28 protein-coding genes, 2 tRNA genes and 1 pseudogene are annotated in these 16,561 nt (G+C 45.7%); all 31 read left to right on the forward strand.

The window, feature by feature from the left end:
• Position 1: 1 nt before the first annotated feature.
• Entirely contained in the window at positions 2-715 is a 714-nt protein-coding gene (locus BME93_00795) for a 50S ribosomal protein L2 (GenBank protein ID ATZ60722.2), read from the forward strand.
• A gap of 10 nt (positions 716-725) precedes the next feature.
• Positions 726-1,139 (forward strand): 30S ribosomal protein S19, encoded by a 414-nt coding sequence (locus BME93_00800; GenBank protein ID ATZ60723.2) that lies wholly within the window; start codon positions 726-728, stop codon positions 1,137-1,139.
• A gap of 12 nt (positions 1,140-1,151) precedes the next feature.
• Entirely contained in the window at positions 1,152-1,613 is a 462-nt protein-coding gene (locus BME93_00805) for a 50S ribosomal protein L22 (protein ATZ60724.2), read from the forward strand.
• Position 1,614: 1 nt separating this feature from the next.
• A pseudogene (locus BME93_00810) lies at positions 1,615-2,391 on the forward strand (30S ribosomal protein S3).
• Positions 2,392-2,480: 89 nt separating this feature from the next.
• Positions 2,481-2,687, forward strand: a complete 207-nt coding sequence (gene rpmC, locus BME93_00815) for a 50S ribosomal protein L29 (GenBank protein ID ATZ60726.2) — start codon at positions 2,481-2,483, stop codon at positions 2,685-2,687.
• Positions 2,687-2,959, forward strand: coding sequence for a ribonuclease P protein component 1 (locus BME93_00820; GenBank protein ID ATZ60727.2), 273 nt, complete (start codon positions 2,687-2,689; stop codon positions 2,957-2,959). Before rpmC ends, BME93_00820 begins: the two co-directional genes overlap by 1 nt.
• A 12-nt stretch (positions 2,960-2,971) precedes the next feature.
• Positions 2,972-3,298 (forward strand): 30S ribosomal protein S17, encoded by a 327-nt coding sequence (locus BME93_00825; GenBank protein ID ATZ60728.2) that lies wholly within the window; start codon positions 2,972-2,974, stop codon positions 3,296-3,298.
• Positions 3,295-3,693 (forward strand): 50S ribosomal protein L14, encoded by a 399-nt coding sequence (locus BME93_00830; GenBank protein ID ATZ61710.2) that lies wholly within the window; start codon positions 3,295-3,297, stop codon positions 3,691-3,693. Before BME93_00825 ends, BME93_00830 begins: the two co-directional genes overlap by 4 nt.
• Positions 3,694-3,717: 24 nt before the next feature.
• A complete protein-coding gene (rplX, locus tag BME93_00835; GenBank protein ATZ60729.2) occupies positions 3,718-4,074 on the forward strand; it encodes a 50S ribosomal protein L24 in 357 nt (118 codons plus the stop codon).
• A gap of 4 nt (positions 4,075-4,078) precedes the next feature.
• Positions 4,079-4,780 carry a 30S ribosomal protein S4e gene (locus BME93_00840; protein ATZ60730.2) on the forward strand — a complete coding sequence of 234 codons (702 nt, stop codon included), beginning with the start codon at positions 4,079-4,081 and terminating at the stop codon, positions 4,778-4,780.
• Complete coding sequence (locus BME93_00845) at positions 4,777-5,286, forward strand: 50S ribosomal protein L5 (protein ID ATZ60731.2); 510 nt, start codon at positions 4,777-4,779, stop codon at positions 5,284-5,286. The genes BME93_00840 and BME93_00845 overlap by 4 nt, the downstream gene beginning before the upstream one ends.
• Positions 5,283-5,438, forward strand: coding sequence for a 30S ribosomal protein S14 (locus BME93_00850; GenBank protein ATZ60732.2), 156 nt, complete (start codon positions 5,283-5,285; stop codon positions 5,436-5,438). Before BME93_00845 ends, BME93_00850 begins: the two co-directional genes overlap by 4 nt.
• 16 nt (positions 5,439-5,454) lie before the next feature.
• Positions 5,455-5,847 carry a 30S ribosomal protein S8 gene (locus tag BME93_00855; protein ATZ60733.2) on the forward strand — a complete coding sequence of 131 codons (393 nt, stop codon included), beginning with the start codon at positions 5,455-5,457 and terminating at the stop codon, positions 5,845-5,847.
• Between the two features lie 10 nt (positions 5,848-5,857).
• On the forward strand, positions 5,858-6,388 hold the full coding sequence (locus BME93_00860; GenBank protein ID ATZ60734.2) for a 50S ribosomal protein L6: 531 nt from the start codon (positions 5,858-5,860) through the stop codon (positions 6,386-6,388).
• Positions 6,385-7,026 carry a 50S ribosomal protein L32e gene (locus tag BME93_00865; GenBank protein ATZ60735.2) on the forward strand — a complete coding sequence of 214 codons (642 nt, stop codon included), beginning with the start codon at positions 6,385-6,387 and terminating at the stop codon, positions 7,024-7,026. Before BME93_00860 ends, BME93_00865 begins: the two co-directional genes overlap by 4 nt.
• Positions 7,027-7,467, forward strand: a complete 441-nt coding sequence (locus BME93_00870; GenBank protein ATZ60736.2) for a 50S ribosomal protein L19e — start codon at positions 7,027-7,029, stop codon at positions 7,465-7,467.
• Positions 7,468-7,479: 12 nt separating this feature from the next.
• On the forward strand, positions 7,480-8,034 hold the full coding sequence (locus tag BME93_00875) for a 50S ribosomal protein L18 (GenBank protein ID ATZ60737.2): 555 nt from the start codon (positions 7,480-7,482) through the stop codon (positions 8,032-8,034).
• Positions 8,031-8,645 carry a 30S ribosomal protein S5 gene (locus BME93_00880; GenBank protein ATZ60738.2) on the forward strand — a complete coding sequence of 205 codons (615 nt, stop codon included), beginning with the start codon at positions 8,031-8,033 and terminating at the stop codon, positions 8,643-8,645. The genes BME93_00875 and BME93_00880 overlap by 4 nt, the downstream gene beginning before the upstream one ends.
• Before the next feature lie 18 nt (positions 8,646-8,663).
• Complete coding sequence (locus BME93_00885) at positions 8,664-9,125, forward strand: 50S ribosomal protein L30 (GenBank protein ID ATZ60739.2); 462 nt, start codon at positions 8,664-8,666, stop codon at positions 9,123-9,125.
• A 4-nt stretch (positions 9,126-9,129) separates the two neighbouring features.
• On the forward strand, positions 9,130-9,573 hold the full coding sequence (locus BME93_00890) for an uL15 family ribosomal protein (GenBank protein ID ATZ60740.2): 444 nt from the start codon (positions 9,130-9,132) through the stop codon (positions 9,571-9,573).
• Positions 9,570-11,063, forward strand: coding sequence for a preprotein translocase subunit SecY (gene secY / locus BME93_00895; GenBank protein ID ATZ61711.2), 1,494 nt, complete (start codon positions 9,570-9,572; stop codon positions 11,061-11,063). The genes BME93_00890 and secY overlap by 4 nt, the downstream gene beginning before the upstream one ends.
• A gap of 3 nt (positions 11,064-11,066) precedes the next feature.
• Entirely contained in the window at positions 11,067-11,723 is a 657-nt protein-coding gene (locus BME93_00900) for an adenylate kinase (GenBank protein WRQ72950.1), read from the forward strand.
• The gene (locus BME93_00905) at positions 11,716-12,321 is read left to right on the forward strand and encodes an EMC3/TMCO1 family protein (GenBank protein ID ATZ60741.2); all 606 of its coding nucleotides are present in this window, start codon (positions 11,716-11,718) and stop codon (positions 12,319-12,321) included. The genes BME93_00900 and BME93_00905 overlap by 8 nt, the downstream gene beginning before the upstream one ends.
• Positions 12,322-12,323: 2 nt before the next feature.
• On the forward strand, positions 12,324-12,857 hold the full coding sequence (locus BME93_00910; protein ID ATZ60742.2) for an AAA family ATPase: 534 nt from the start codon (positions 12,324-12,326) through the stop codon (positions 12,855-12,857).
• Complete coding sequence (locus tag BME93_00915) at positions 12,854-13,903, forward strand: RNA-guided pseudouridylation complex pseudouridine synthase subunit Cbf5 (GenBank protein ID ATZ60743.2); 1,050 nt, start codon at positions 12,854-12,856, stop codon at positions 13,901-13,903. Before BME93_00910 ends, BME93_00915 begins: the two co-directional genes overlap by 4 nt.
• Positions 13,894-14,023: transfer RNA gene (locus BME93_00920), tRNA-Ser, on the forward strand. Before BME93_00915 ends, BME93_00920 begins: the two co-directional genes overlap by 10 nt.
• A 28-nt stretch (positions 14,024-14,051) precedes the next feature.
• Complete coding sequence (locus tag BME93_00925; protein ATZ60745.2) at positions 14,052-14,528, forward strand: 30S ribosomal protein S13; 477 nt, start codon at positions 14,052-14,054, stop codon at positions 14,526-14,528.
• Positions 14,529-14,540: 12 nt separating this feature from the next.
• Positions 14,541-15,059 carry a 30S ribosomal protein S4 gene (locus BME93_00930; protein ID ATZ60746.2) on the forward strand — a complete coding sequence of 173 codons (519 nt, stop codon included), beginning with the start codon at positions 14,541-14,543 and terminating at the stop codon, positions 15,057-15,059.
• A complete protein-coding gene (locus BME93_00935; protein ID ATZ60747.2) occupies positions 15,056-15,445 on the forward strand; it encodes a 30S ribosomal protein S11 in 390 nt (129 codons plus the stop codon). The genes BME93_00930 and BME93_00935 overlap by 4 nt, the downstream gene beginning before the upstream one ends.
• A gap of 3 nt (positions 15,446-15,448) precedes the next feature.
• Positions 15,449-16,228 (forward strand): DNA-directed RNA polymerase subunit D, encoded by a 780-nt coding sequence (locus tag BME93_00940; GenBank protein ATZ60748.2) that lies wholly within the window; start codon positions 15,449-15,451, stop codon positions 16,226-16,228.
• A gap of 17 nt (positions 16,229-16,245) precedes the next feature.
• Positions 16,246-16,546, forward strand: a tRNA-Leu gene (locus BME93_00945).
• The last annotated feature ends 15 nt before the right edge of the window (positions 16,547-16,561 follow it).

Raw genomic sequence — 16,561 nt, forward strand, 5'->3', positions numbered from 1 at the left:
AATGGGAAAGCGCATAATATCACAACAGAGGGGGAAGGGGACCCCAACATATCGGGCCCCATCTCACAAATACAAATCCGATCTCAAACACATAAAAATCGATGAGAATGAGATAGTAAAAGGAGTGGTGATCGACATAGAGCACGATCCAGCCAGAAGTGCTCCAATCGCCAGAATTAGGCTCGAAAACGATGAGGAACGGTATGTATTGATACCCGAAGGCATAGCGACAGGAGATGAAATATCATGCGGCATATCCGCAGAGATCAAACCCGGCAACACGTTGCCTTTGGCAGAGATTCCAGAGGGGAGCTTAGTCTGTAACATCGAATCCCGCCCAGGAGATGGAGGACACTTTGCAAGATCATCTGGGACACATGGGACCTTGATAACACACGATGTGGGCAAAACAATTATTCAACTACCAAGCGGCAAGATGAAATGGCTGAACCCAAAATGCAGGGCAACTATCGGCGTCGTTGCAGGCGGAGGTCGAACCGATAAGCCGTTCGTCAAGGCCGGTAAAAAGTACCATAAGATGAAATCCAGAGCTGCCAAATATCCACGGGTAAGAGGTGTTGCGATGAACGTCGTCGACCATCCATTTGGAGGAGGTGGGTGGCAGCATCCAGGAAGGCCGAAGACCGTGAGCAGGCGCGCTCCGCCTGGAAGAAAGGTAGGATCCATCGCGGCACGAAGGACAGGAAAACGATAGAGGTGGAAAGATGGCAAAGGGCAAAACAAACAAATTACCGAGACGAAAGAAAGAATTCAAATATCGTGGATATACAATCGACGAGTTAAAAGAGATGGACCTGGAAGATGTTGCCAACCTGTTGCCAGCACGAGCGCGCAGAACCATCAAGCGAGGAATTTCTGAGGCGCATAAAAAATTATTAGAATCCATCAAAAAAGGAAAATCGCCAATCAGAACGCATCTGCGAGATACAATCATATTACCGAAGATGGTGGGCATGCAATTCGAATTACATGACGGAAAACAGTTTAACCGCGTGCAGATTCAACCAGAGATGATTGGACACTATCTCGGCGAGTTTGCGCTTACTCGAAAACGGGTTATACACGGGAGTGCAGGTGTTGGTGCAACTCGATCAAGCAGATATGTGCCATTGAAGTGAGAGGTTATTCAAGTGTCAAGAATCAAGTATTCAAAAGATGGATTGCCTGAAACAACGGCTAAGGCCATGTGTTATGAGGTGCACATATCTCCAAAACACGCAGTGGAGATATGCCGTGAGATAAAGGGGATGAGCGTATCCAGAGCCAAAGAGTATATGGGAGAGGTCGTCGCCCTGAAAAAAGCAGTTCCATTCAGGAGATACAAGAGGAACGTCGGGCACAAGAAAGGTCTGCATAAATGGGATGCTGGACGCTATCCCAAGAAAGCTGCCTCTGAAATTCTGCTGCTCATCGCCAGTGCAGAAAAGAATGCCGAGTATAAAGGTCTCGATACAAAACGGATGAGGATTTGGCATATAGCTGCCAAGAGAGGACGTGTGATAAAGGGGAATATGCCCAGGGCGATGGGAAGGGCAACTCCAAAGAATACCGAAACGGTCACAATTGAGCTTGTCTTAGAAGGGGTGCAGTAATTTGGCTATCGAAAGGAAGTTCGTCCAAGATGGACTTAAAAAAGTAAGAATAAACGAATACTTCATACAACAGCTGGATAGGGCAGGCTATAGCGGGATGAAAATCAACAGAACCCCAATGGGGACGCAGATTACCATTTACGCAGAGAAACCGGGGATGGTTATAGGAAAAGCCGGGAAGACCGTACGTATCTTCACTAAAAAATTAGATGAGGAATTTCAGTTAGATAATCCACAAATCGACGTACAGGAGGTTGTAAAACCAGAACTGAATGCGCAGATGATGGCAAACATGCTCGCAAACGCACTGGAGCGCGGATGGTATTTTAGAAAAGCAGGACACTCAACGCTACAACGCATAATGAATGCTGGCGCGCTTGGCTGTGAAATCATAATATCTGGAAAGCTAACTGGTCCCCGAAAACGCAGAGAGAAATTTTTGGCCGGACGTATCAAACACACAGGGATTCCTGCTGAAGAACTTGTGGACAAGGGATTCGCGAAAGCAATCAAGAAACTTGGCGTCCTCGGTGTCCAGGTTAGAATTGTTCAACCCGATGTCGTGATGCCGGATAACTTCACCATACTTAGTGGAGAGATGCCTGCAGAAGTAATCGAAGAGGAAGTCAAAGAAGAAGGTAAAGACGATACAAGTGAGACAGGGACAAAAACACAATCTGTTGAAGAGCCTAAAACGAAGGTTGAGAAATCCACAGCAAAAGTTAAAGAAACACCTGATGAAAAATCAGCAGATATCAAACCAATAGATAAGAGTGAAACATACAAAGAAGAGATAAAATCTAAATCTCCTAAAAAGCCTAAAACGAAGGAAATTAAAGACGGAGAATCTACAAAAGGGGATGAATAATGGCGGTCTTGAAGCCAGAAGAAATTAGAAAAATGACGTCTGATGAACAGATGGAACAACTAGCCAAACTTACCAGCGAGCTCATCAGAGAAAGGGCTATCGCATCTGCAGGTGGTGCGCCTGAAAATCCTGGTAGAATCGGGGGATTGCGGCGGACCATCGCCAGAATCAAGACCATCCAACGCGAGCAAGGTGGTGCCGTATAATGGATATCACTCCTAAAAATTTAATCCATCACGAATTAATTGGACTCACCACCAAGATTGTCGCGAGTACAGCTCCAAATCAGATAGGACTTAAAGGAAAAATCGTAGATGAGACGCGAAATATGTTCATGATTGAAAAAGAAGACCATCGGATAAAAAAGACTGCAAAAGAGGGAGTAACATTCGTGTTTATGCTTTCAGATGCCAAAGTTAAAGTAAATGGTAAATTGCTACTCGCACGACCCGAAAATAGGGTTCAAAAAAGAAGATGAGAGGATCAGATAATGGCAAAGGATATCGGACTGAATGTAGTTGCACCCGAAAAAGAGTGTGAAGACCCCGCCTGTCCATTTCACGGCGTGCTCCCCGTACGAGGACAAGTATTAGAGGGGACTGTCGTAAGCTCCAAGATGAAAAAAATCGCAGTTATCCAGCGAGAATATGTCAAACGAGTTCCGAAGTACGAGAGATACGAAAAAAGGCGATCAAAGATCCATGCGCACAACCCGCCATGTATAGATGCAAAGAGCGGAGACGCCGTTAAAATCGCCGAATGCCGTCCATTAAGCAAGACCAAGAAGTTTGTGATAATCCAGGTGATGCCAAAATGAGAGGGCATACCTCCCGAATTCCGCGTTCTATAAACACTGGCACTCTGCTCGAATGTGCTGATAATACCGGCGCAAGGGTTTTACAGGTCATCTCGGTTAAAGGATATAGAGGCGTAAAACGACGGCAGCCAAAAGCAGGCATTGGTGATATAGTCATCGTTTCGGTAAAAAAGGGAACGCCTGAGATGAGAAAACAGATACTACATGCCGTCGTTATCAGGCAGAAGAAAGAGTTCACGAGGCCTGAGCGGATGAGGGTGAAATTTGATGACAACGCCGCCGTGATAACCGATGAAAAAGGAGAGCCCAAGGGCACCGAAATTAAAGGACCCGTAGCCAGAGAATCTGCAGAGCGGTTTGCAAAAATCGCTTCAGCTGCTACTATGATAGTATAAGGGAAAAAGAAAGGGAGTATTGTCATGACATCGATACAGCCAAGAAAACAGAGAAGGGAAAGGATAAAAGCGCCACTACATAAACGACAGGGGTTCATGGGGGCAGCACTGGACGATGAGCTGCGTAAAAAATACTCCAGACGTACGGCACGAGTTGTCGAAGGCGATGTGGTTAAAATGATGAGAGGAGACCACGCAGGTACAAAAGGAAAGGTTCAAACCGTCGACCTTAGACGTGAGAGGGTGACGATTGATGGCGTCACTGTCAAGAAGGCAGATGGTTCCGAAGTCGCACGTCCGATTCATCCATCCAATATCCAAATAACCAAACTAAATCTCAAAGATAAACGCCGTGAGGAGATATTAAGGAGGCAGCGATAAGTCTATGGCAGGTCATCAAAAGAGAATATCAGCTCCGACTAGCTGGGCGATAACCAGAAAAACGCACAAATGGGCCGTTAAACCAGTTCCTGGTCCACACTCCAAAAAACGATGCGTACCACTTGCCATAGTGTTACGCGACATGCTGAAGCTTGGAGACAATATCAAGGAAATCCGATACATGTTAGATAGTAAACAGATTATCGTAGATGGGAAGGTTATACGAGACCATAAATTTCCAATTGGAATATTCGACGTAGTTTCAATTTCTGCCATTAAGACGCATTACAGAGTATTACTCGATCCAAGAGGTAGATTCACCCTCCATAAAATTAAGGATTCGAACGTCAAGCTGTGTCGAATCAACAACAAGACCGTGGTCAGGGGGGGAATGGTGCAGCTTAACTTGCATGATGGCTCAAATATCATCGGCTCGAACGAATATCGTTCTGGCGACTCTGTGGTGCTCAAACTACCAGAACGAAAGATAGTGAAACGACTGGAATATAAACCAGGAAATCTGGTAATGGTCGTTGGTGGAAGGCATTCAGGAGAAATCGGTACGATCAAAGAATTGATAGAAGTTCGCAGCTCACGACCAAACATGGTGACCGTGAAAAGTGACAAAGAATTTGAGACCACAAAAGATTATGTCTTCGTCATCGGCACCGAGAAGCCCGATATCGACCTGGAGGTGCGCAAATGATGAATCCTATGAAAACCCCAAAGATACACAAGGTCACGATCAATATAAGTTTGGGAGAAGGTGGACAAAAGCTGCTCAATGCCGAGCAGATTCTCACAAAAATAAGCGGGCAGACGCCAGTCAGGACTGTCGCAAAGAAAACTATGCCGACATTCGGCATCAAGAGGGGGGGACCCGTTGGATGCGTTGTAACGCTCAGGAAAGAAGCGGCGGAGAAGTTTTTACGGTCTGCCCTGGCGATAAAAGATGGTCAACTTAACCTATCACAGTTTGACGAAAACGGCAATTTCTCATTTGGCATTGAAGAGCATACCGATTTTCCCGACATGCGATATGACCCTGAAATCGGGATATTTGGTATGGATGTATCTGTCGCATTGGAGCGTCCAGGTTACAGAGTTCGTCGTAGATGGGCGAAACAACATAAGATTCCATCCGCCCATAGATTGAATAAAGAGGATGCAACTGCCTTCATCAAAGATAAATTCGGCGCGGTGGTAACATGACAAAACCACAAAATGTAAAATTTGGATATTGGGCAAACCAGTGTAAGCGGTGTGGGAGAAACCGAGGACTGGTCCGAAAATACGATATATATTTATGTCGACAATGTTTTAGAGAAGTCGCATATGATATGGGATTTAGAAAGTACAGCTAAAATGGTGATCGTTTAAATGACATTAGTAGATCCTCTTGCAAATATATTGTCCTCAATCAAGAATGCAAGCGATACCGGAAAACTAGAATGTACGGTAGCACCTGCATCGAAACTTGCCCGTAATATCCTAAAAATCATGCAGGAGCAGGAATATATCGGTAAGTTCGAGTTAATAGATGATAAAAAGTCAGGTAAATTTAAGGTGGAGTTACGCGGCAGGATCAATAAATGTGGAGTAGTAAAACCTCGATTTTCGGTCAAGAAGACGGAATTTGAAAAATGGGAGAAGAGATATTTGCCCGCCCAGAATTTTGGGACATTGATACTTGCAACGCCTCATGGTGTTATATCTCATTACGACGCCAGAGAAAAGGGAACTGGCGGAATATTATTGGCATATGTATATTAGGGGGACATAGATGAGAGAAACCAAAGAGGTCATATCGATTCCAAAAGATGTGAACGTTCAAATCGAGGGAAATTGTATCAAAATCTCTGGTGCCAACGGCGAGTTGCAACGCGAGTTGTGGTATCCTAACATCACCATTACCAAAGAAGATTCAGAAATTATAGTCAAGGCTAAAAGCCCCGGAAAAGAAGGGAGGGCGATGATGGGCACATTTGCCTCGCACATCCAAAATATGATAATCGGTGTGACCGAGGGATTTGAACGTAAACTAAAAATAGTCTATGCTCACTTTCCAATCCAAGTCAAAGTAGAGGGAAATGCCACACTCATCAGCAACTTCTTGGGAGAGCGAAAATCAAGAAGGGCAAAAATAGTCAGAAATTCCAGGGTTCAAATCGGCCGCGATGAAATAATTGTCACGGGAATTGACAAAGAAGGAGTATGTCAAACTGCCGCAAATATAGAGCAGGCAACCAGAATCCGTAGATATGACCCAAGGGTATTTCAAGACGGCATCTACGTAATCGGGTGGTCACGGTGACTGAGATTATTAGGGGGCTGCCCAAGATAAAAGGACTCGGCAAGGCGAAGACCAATGCACTGGTTCAGGCTGGATTCAGCTCAGTGGGGGATATACAAAAAGCATCATTAGAAGATATTACCGCAGTGGATGGCATCAGTCCCACTCTTGCAGAGGATGTAAAAAAGGCAGTCCAGAGGCTGGAAACCAGAAAACCTGCGAAGAAAAAGAAAAAACTGGCCGCGGCCGAAAAACCTGTCAAAATGGGCTTTAGTGGTAACAGAGAGCGGCTTCTAAGAGTGAGAAGGCAGCAAAAAAGCAAAAAACCCTCGTTCAGGCGCCACGATTCTCATAAGAAGAAGCGTGTGGGTGCAAGTTGGAGGTTCCCGAGTGGCATTCACAACAAACAACGCAGTGGAATCGTCGCAAAAGGGGCAATGGTCCAGATAGGCTATGGCAGTCCAAAAGAGGTAAGAGGATTCCATCCATCGGGCTACGAAGAAGTACTGGTGCACAATCTTAACGAGGTGGATATGGTAGATACGTCGATACAGGTAATCCGAATCGGCAGTACGGTAGGTCTCAAAAAGCGATTGGACATAGAGGAAAAGGCAGAAGAACTCGGTCTTAAAATATTAAATCCTGTGAAGAGGGAATAAATGGCCAACTTATCAAATCAAAGAAGAATGGCAGCAAGCATAATGAAAGTCGGTGAAACACGGGTATGGATGACCTCTGAGAGACTGGAAGATATAGCTGCAGCCATCACCAGGGAGGACATTCGCACGCTGGTCAGCGAGGGTGTCATTACATCGAAACCTCAAAAGGGTATCAGCCGCGGGAGGGCTCGTGCAAAAAAAGTGAAACGCACATATGGGCATCGAAAAGGGCACGGTAGCCGAAGGGGGGCAAAGGGTGCCAGAGCCCCGAGAAAAGAACAGTGGATGAAAAAGATAAGAGCTTTGAGACGCAGACTCCGAACGCTAAGAGAGGAGGAAACCATAGACACTAACACGTATCGCAAATTTTACAATAAAGCAAGAGGTGGAGAATTCCGAAGCGTCGCCCACTTAAATTCACATCTTGAGTCCAAGCAATAAGAGGATGATTAAATGGTATTCAGACGAAGAAGGGAGGGAAAAACAGATTATCGAAAGAGACTTAAGTTGCTCCTGTCGCAAAAACCGAGGGTTGTGGTGCGAAAGAGTTTGAAGCATGTGGGGGTTCAACTCGTAGTACCGCGTAAACAGGGAGATGCCATTTTATCCTCCGCGAGTTCGTGTGAACTCTCAAAGTTTGGATACAAAGGTGCAACAGGAAACACCCCAGCGACATATTTGACTGGATTGTTGTTTGGACTCAGGACATTGAAAGAAGGGCACAAAGAGGGAGTGTTGGATATAGGGTTGCAAACATCGTCAAAAGGTTCTAAAGTCTATGCAGCGCTAAAGGGCATGGTCGACGCGGGGATGGACATCCCCCATGACCCTTCAATATTCCCGGATGATGGACGAATCCGCGGTGAGCATATAGCCAATTACGCTAATAAACGGAAAGATGCCTATCCTAAATACGCCAAACGTGGTCTGAAGGCGACGGATTTGGCCGACCATTTCAATCAGACCAAAGAAATTATATTGAATGAACTTGCCAAAGGTGAGATATGAAACTCGATGATGGAGGGGAATGGATACCCAAGACGCGACTTGGGTGGCTGGTGCAGGAAGGAGAAATTACATCAATAGAGGCGGCGCTCGCATCCGGTCTCTCGATAAAAGAAGCGGAAATCATAGATACACTGATGCCAGACCTACAGGATGAGGTGTTGGACGTCAATATGGTCCAGCGAATGACCGACTCCGGGCGGCGGGTGAAATTCAGGGCGACTGTCGCGGTTGGAAATGGTGGCGGATATATGGGGCTGGCAGAAGGCAAAGACGTACAGGTTGGACCTGCCATCAAAAAGGCCATCGATATGGCAAAACGGAATATCATACAGGTCAAAATGGGTTGTGGCTCATGGGAGTGTGGTTGTGGACTGGCTCACACCGTCCCGTTTGAAGTAAAGGGGAAGGCGGGCAGTGTTACAATAGTACTCAAACCAGCTCCAAGGGGGCTTGGAATAGCATCCGGTGGAGCTGCCAAAAAAGTACTGGAATTGGCAGGCATTAAAGATGTCTGGACCAGATCTGAAGGCGATACGAGAACTACTATAAACTTCGCAAAGGCCACATATAACGCATTAAAACGGACTATTACTATGCGAACAATAAAATGAAAAGGAGAGGAGTAAAACATGTATGCAGTAATCAGATTGCGGAGCAGCGTCCACACCAGGCCAGATATAAAAGATACTCTGAAAATGATGCGCCTGAATCGAATTAACCATTGTGCTGTGCTTGCCGAAACTCCCAACAACAAAGGCATGATTCAAAAAGTGAAGGACTATGTAGCCTGGGGCATCATCGATGTAGACTCTCTCGATTTAATCCTGCATAAAAGAGGCGAATTAGAAGGAGGGACACCACTCACTGACAAATATGTGAAAGATGCTGCCAAATATAAATCCATCAAGGAGTTCGCCAAGGCGGTGTGTGATGGAGATGCATCCCTCAAAGATATTCCAAAGCTCACACCGGTGTTCAGACTCCATCCTCCTCGCAAAGGACATAGAGGTATCAAAAAGACGTTCCAACAAGGTGGAGCGCTGGGATTTTATGGCGAGGAAATTAACGCACTTATTAAGCAAATGCGGTGATGAAATGAGCAAATCGAAGACGAAGAAATACAGAGGGTCCAGAACCTTTGGTGCCGGTACACACAAAAACCGCCGAGGTGGCGGAAGTAGAGGTGGGAGAGGGCATGCTGGCGGATGTAAACATCACTTTGTCAGGGCGCTGCAGGAAGGGCGAGCCTATGGCAAACATGGCTTCAAACGACCACCCAAGGTAGTCACGAAATATGCATCCATCAACGTGGGCGAACTGGACCAGATTTCAGAAATTTTGTTATCGAAGGGCATGGCAAAAGAACTGGACGGGACAATTCAAATCAGTTTGACCGATATAAATGTCGACAAGGTGCTCGGCAGTGGACAGATGACAAAAAAGCTGACCATAACTGCAAGCAAGTTTTCCGAAACTGCCAAGGCGAAAATAGAAAAACTGGGGGGCAAATGTATATTTCTGAATAGGTGCAACATATGAGCGAAGCGAGCATTAAAGACCGACTGGAACCATTTCTTAATCGTCTGCCAGCAGTGGCAAAACCAAAAGGGCACGTACATTTCAAAACTAAATTGATGTGGACTATTGCCATTCTACTACTATATTTCGTACTCACCAATGTTCCATTATTTGGACTCCATCCAGATTCCCGTGACTTGTTTGCGATGTATCGAACGATCATGGCAGGAGAGTTTGGTTCGATCGTGCAGTTAGGTATCGGTCCCATAGTTACGGCATCGATTATACTGCAGCTACTCGTCGGTGCGGATATCATCAAACTGGACCTGAGTGATCCGAAAGACCAGTCGATATTCCAGGGCGCTCAGAAACTACTCGTATTAGTCATGATTACGATGACCGCTGCTCTTCAGCTATTAGGGAGATTTCTGCTACCCAATTATGAACTGGCAGGCACATTGGGTGTGAGTGTATCTGCAGTCATATGGATACTATTCATACAAGTGGCAATTGGGGGTATTTTGATCTTGTTCATGGATGAAATTGTCTCGAAATGGGGCATTGGCTCCGGTGTAGGATTATTTATAGTTGCCAGCATATCACAGGCGATGGTTGTAGGGTTATTTAGTTGGGAGCCAGATCCCTTTGCGATTCATCCGTTTACTGGTGCAGCACTTCCAGTTGGATTGATCCCAAAATGGCATGAGATATTTACTACGATAGATATGGGGTGGTTACTCGGTGGAGACGGGCTGTTCTTCTTTTTGTTGAGCGGCGGATTGATGGCTTTGCTCGGCACGATCTTGATATTTATCATTGTAGTGTATGTCGAGAGTATGAGAGTCGAGATTCCACTTGCTCACTCTGCAGTGCGTGGTGCACGAGGAAAATTTCCTGTTAAGCTGATCTATGCAAGCGTTCTACCGATAATCCTGGTGATGGCGCTGGTGGCAAATATCCAGATGGGAGGGATGTTGCTATGGGAAAGCGATGTCCCTATCTTAGGTAATAATCCAATGATCGGAGAGTTCATAGATGGCGTGGCCGTATCGGGGCTGATGTATTATCTTGCGCCAATTGCCGGTCCACATGAGCTGATACCGGGGGTACATGAGCCGGGGCAGATACTTCTTCGTGTGATCATATATTTAGCGGTCATGATCATTGGATCCATAGTTTTTGCGCTGTTTTGGATCGAAACCACTGGCATGGGGCCAAAAAAGGTGGCAGAACGAATTCAACGCTCTGGCATGCAAATTCCAGGGTACAGGAGAGATATTGGAGTCGTTGAAAATATCATGAAACGATATATTCCAAACATCACCATAATCGGGGGCGCATTCATCGGCGCGTTAGCTGCATTGGCGAGCTTTACTGGTATCATTGGACATGCCGGTGGAACAGGGCTCTTACTGACCGTTAGCATCATTTACAAGATGTACGAGCAAATAGCGAAAGAGCAGATGAGTGAAATGCATCCGATGATGCGAACACTCCTCGGAGGCGAGTGAAAAATGAGATATGTATTTCTTGGTCCGCCCGGTGCTGGCAAGGGTACCCAAGCAGAGATGATATCCCGGAAGTATGATATACCGCACATATCCTCGGGAGAGATGTTACGAAAAAACGTGATGGATGAAACAAAACTGGGAAAGAAGGCAAAGTCCTATATGAATAGGGGCGAACTGGTACCGGATCAAATAATCATAAGACTTGTAAAAGATAAACTCTCATCTCCAGATTGTTCAAAAGGGTTTATTTTAGACGGTTTTCCCAGGACAGTCGTACAGGCAGAGGCACTGGTGAGCATTTTACACCAGTTGGCGCTAAAACTCGATGCAGTCATTTATTTTGACGTGTCTTTTGAAGAGTTAATTACGCGATTATCTGGCAGAAGGACGTGTAGATCGTGCGGCATTGATTATCATATAAACTTCAAACCCCCAAAGGATGAGAACCTATGTGATAAATGTGAGGGCGCACTATATCAAAGAGATGATGATAAAAAGGAGACGATTCAGAATCGACTGAATGAATATCAACGTCGAACGAAACCACTCATAGATTATTACAGAAAAGATGGCCTGCTGATTACAGTAGATGGGGGGAGGAAGATACCCGAGATATTTGAAGAGTTGTGCAGGATTTTTGAGGGGGCGCGATATGAATGAAAAATTGAAAGAATCGCTGGACAAAATTGCATTGATAATCGGGTTTGTCCTCATGCTCGGGTTTATGGATGAGGGGTTTCGTATATTTTTGGGAGAGACCACGAATCACTTATTTGGGCCATTAACGATACTGCCGCTCCATATGGTGATATTCGTCCTATCTCTGATAACCGGTTTATTTACATCAGTCATTCAGAAGTATACCATCGATTGGGAAAAGAATAAGGGGGCGATGGAGCAGATGAAGTTATTCCAAAAAGAGCTCAGAGAGGCGCAGTTATCAAAAAACAAGCACAAGTTGAAGAAGCTGGATAAACAGAAGGACGAAATAATGAGGGCACAAGCCGAAATGATGAAACAACAACTCAAGCCGATGGCATATATCATGCTGATATCACTGCCGATATTCGGCTGGTTGTATCATCTGATGTTCACCCTATCTCTGAATGCCACCATCATATTGCCATTCTATGGCGAGTTGTACCTGGCTACCGACACGGTGCTCCGATTTATACCCGTGTGGATATTCTGGTATATGCTCTGTTCCATATCGATGGGGCAGGTGATACGGAAGGCACTGAATATGGGAGGAATGTAGACATGATTATAACGTTAAGCGGGTTGCCAGGGACAGGAAAGACGACGGTGGGGCGTGCCATCGGAGACCGTTTTAAACTCCAATTGATATCCATAGGAGAGATGTTCAGAATGATGGCCAAGGAACGCGGCATGACACTTTCTGAATTCGGAAAACTGGCAGAATCTAACGCGGAGATAGATAAAAAAATCGATCGAGAACAGAGCAGAATCGCCGAGGGAGGATGTGATGTCTTGATAGAGGGGCGGTTATCAGGGTGGATGGTAAAGAATGCAGACCTCAAAATATGGCTCAAGGCTCCAATAGAATCCCGCTGCGAACGAATTGCAAAGCGTGATGGCATGTCCATCGAACAGGCATCGAAGGAAGTAAAGGAGCGGGAACGTTGCGAATCCAAACGATATATGGACTCTTATGAAATCGATATCGAGGACCTATCACCCTATGACCTCGTCATCAATTCCTCAAAATGGGATAAAAAGGGAGTTATAGAAATCATATCTTCTTCGATAGACGGGGTGTTTTGCAGTAAATGAATCAATTTGGTGAAAAAGGGGTACGGATGCTCATAAAGGCATCAGATACTACCAATCCCGAGTACGGATGCGATCCAGAAAAACGCAGAATCGATGAGCATATCAATAAAGGAGTAATAAACATAGACAAGCCAGCAGGCCCAACCTCACACGAAGTGGTCGCATGGATAAAGAAAATATTGGACCTCGATAAAGCAGGCCACAGCGGTACCTTAGACCCAAAAGTGACGGGCGTACTCCCAGTAATGCTTGGAGGAGCGACCAAAGCCGTTGGCGCCCTATTGACGGCAAGGAAGAAGTACGTATGTGTTATGAGACTGCACAGGACCGTTCCTGAAGAGAGAATTAGAGATGTTTGCAGGGAATTTACGGGAGACATATATCAGAGGCCTCCCCTGAAATCCGCAGTTAAGCGACAGATACGCAAACGGAAGATTCATCATTTAAAAATACAGGAAATCAAAGATAACGAAGTGCTGTTCGAAGTTGAGTGTGAAGCAGGAACATATATACGTAAACTCTGCCATGATATGGGAGAAGCGTTAGGAGTCGGCGCACATATGGCCGAACTGCGCAGGACCATGTCTGGCCCATTTACCGAAGACGCGCATATTGCAACATTACAAGACCTCAAAGACGCTCATGTCTTTTGGAAAGAGGATGGTACCGAACAGTTTCTTCGAGAAATTGTCATGCCAATGGAATATGGGGTGACCCATCTTCCGAAGGTAATCATAAGAGATACCGCAGTGGATGCAATCTGCCATGGCGCAGACCTGGCCGTACCTGGCGTGCTTAGCGTTCAGAGTGAAATCGAGATGGGGTGCCAGGTAGCCGTATTCACGCTAAAGGGAGAGTGTGTATGTCTCGGCACGGCAAAAATGAACGCAACCTATATATTAGGTGCCAAAAATGGTATTGCAGTCGACACCGATAGAGTTTTAATGGCGCCTGGCATATACCCAAAGATGTGGCGTGGAAGTCCCACTCTCATACGTGGTGCGTCTTCGATCTGGGGGGATTCTCCCTGTCGCGTGCCGAGGTAGCCAAGTCCGGTCAACAACCTTTTTGAAGGTCGGCTGAAGGCGCAAGCCTGGAATGGGGAAATCAACTTAGTAAGCTTGTGGGACGCAAGTCCCCCAAGGGTTCAAATCCCTTCCTCGGCGTCGCATAAACAAGAACTAAGGTGAATAAATGGCCAAAGATGAAAAAATCAGGCATATAATAAGGATTTGTAATACTGACCTAGACGGAAAAAAGAGCGTATGCTACGCACTTACTGGCATCAAGGGCATTTCCGTGAGGTCTGCCGGGATAATAGCCCATAACGCAAAAACAGATCGTAAAGCCATCATGGGGTATCTGTCAGATGAAGACGTCGATAGACTGAAGAAGGCGGTTGATGAATTTGGAGAAAACGTCCCTGAATGGGTGGTCAATCGACGGAGAGAGATCCTAACCAGCAAAAATATGCATCTAATGGGTTCTGAACTCACGATGGAGTGCAAAGAGGATATAGACCTGATGAAGAAGACGAGGAGTTACAGAGGCATCAGACATGAAAGAGGGCATAAAGTGAGAGGGCAAAGAACAAAATCGACAGGACGAAAAGGAGCTACAGTAGGAGTTATAAGGAAAAAGGTTGTCAGACAAGAAGAAGAGAAAAAATAATGGTGATAATTGATGGGATATCCAGGAAAAAATCGTAAAACATATGAGTCTCCGAACCACCCATGGCAAGCGACGAGAATGAGTGATGAGGTGGCCCTCGTTAAAGAATATGGGCTGAGAAACAAGCGAGAGCTCTGGAAAGCTCATAGTGTTTTAAGAAGATATCGGCGGGGTACACGAAAATTACGCGCAGAATTAACCGATGTAGGGAAGAAGGGAGAATCGGCCAAATCCATATCGAAGGAACTATTGGAAAAATTAAGTAAAATGAAATTATCAAAAAAGGGCGCAGAATTGGATGAAATCCTTAGCATTAAAATTGAAGATATATTGGAACGACGATTGCAAACGCTTGTATATCGACAGGGGCTCGCAAATTCCACAAAACACGCCAGACAGCTTATCACCCATGGACATGTCGCGATCGCCGGGAGAAAGGTCACCATCCCAGGTTATGTAGTTCTGGAGGAGGAGGAATCACAAATCGAATATTATGTGGGCTCTCCAATAAAAAGGACTGAGATATTATGACGGACGAAAAATGGGGAATCGCACATATTTATGCATCATTCAACAACACGATAATCACTATAACTGATTTGACTGGAGCTGAAACGATTTCCAAATCATCTGGTGGGAGAGTGGTCAAAGCAGATCGAGACGAAAGTTCACCTTATGCAGCTATGCAAATGGCGATGAACGTCGCAGAACAGGCAAAGGACAGGGGGATTGTAGGCGTTCACATATATGTTAGAGCTCCTGGAGGGAATAAACAGCGCAGCCCCGGTCCAGGTGCACAGGCTGCAATACGAGCATTGGCTAGAGCAGGTTTACGAATCGGGCGAATCGAAGACGTGACTCCTATACCGCATGATGGAACAAAACCGGCTGGTGGAAGGCGTGGCAGGAGGGTTTAAATAATGGATGTTGATATTATTGAGCTGTCTGACCGAAAGATAAAATTTGTATTATCGGGCGTTTCACCTGCTTTCGCTAACAGTTTAAGGCGCAGCATGATCGCAGAAGTACCATCGTTAGCGATAGATGACGTCAATATATATGAGAATACATCTGTGCTGTTCGATGAAATGCTCGCTTTACGTTTGGGGCTGATTCCATTAAAATCGGATTTAGAGTTATATGTATCCCGCTCCGAGTGTGATTGTGAAGGGGGATGTCCCCGATGTCAGGTATCCATAATGCTTAGCGTTGAAGGGCCAAAAATAGTCTATTCCAATGAGTTGAAATCTGCTGACCCGAAAGTCGCTCCAGTGGACGACAATACACCGATCATCGAGCTCAAGGAGGGGCAAAAAGTAGTGTTAGAGGCTGTTGCCAGGTTGGGCAGGGGTAAAACGCATGCAAAGTGGCAATCTGCAATCGCCTGTAGTTATAAAAATATGCCGACCATCACAATCTCGAAGTGCGACAGGTGTGGTGCATGCGTAGAGGTCTGCCCGAGAGGTATACTCGCACTCGATAAAACGGTGACGGTCAAAAACAGCGCCGAATGTTCGTTGTGTCGCCTTTGTGAGGATGCATGCGAACTTGGAGCGATAACCATCGACAGTGATTCAACATCATTCATATTCGGCCTCGAATCAGATGGGTCAATTCCTGCGGCAGAGTTGGTCCAAAGAGCTGCAGATGCCGTAAAGAAAAAAGCCAAGATATTGGTTAAAAGTCTCGAAGTGACATGACATAAAATTTGCAGTTGGCGGGGGTTGCCAAGTCAGGTCAATAACCTTTTTAACAAAAAGGTCGTTTCTGCTTTGGCAGAAACACCTTCACTCTGCGTAGCAGAGGTAAAGGTTGATCAAAAATGTCCTACATTCGCCCTTCGGGCTCAGTAGGACTAAACACAGAAAGATATGACCTGCCGAGTATAACGAGGCAGGTCATTCTGATGATCAACCTGTCTGCAGGTTGACGATCAACCCTTTTGAGGGTTGGCTAAAGGCGCAAGGTTGAGGGCCTTGTCTCGTAGGAGTTCGTGAGTTCAAATCTCACTCCCCGCATAAAAAGGTGCAAGG

Source organism: Methanosarcinales archaeon Met12 (genome assembly GCA_002813105.2).
In the GTDB taxonomy this organism is placed as follows: Archaea; Halobacteriota; UBA148; order UBA148; family JAJOKI01; genus JAJOKI01.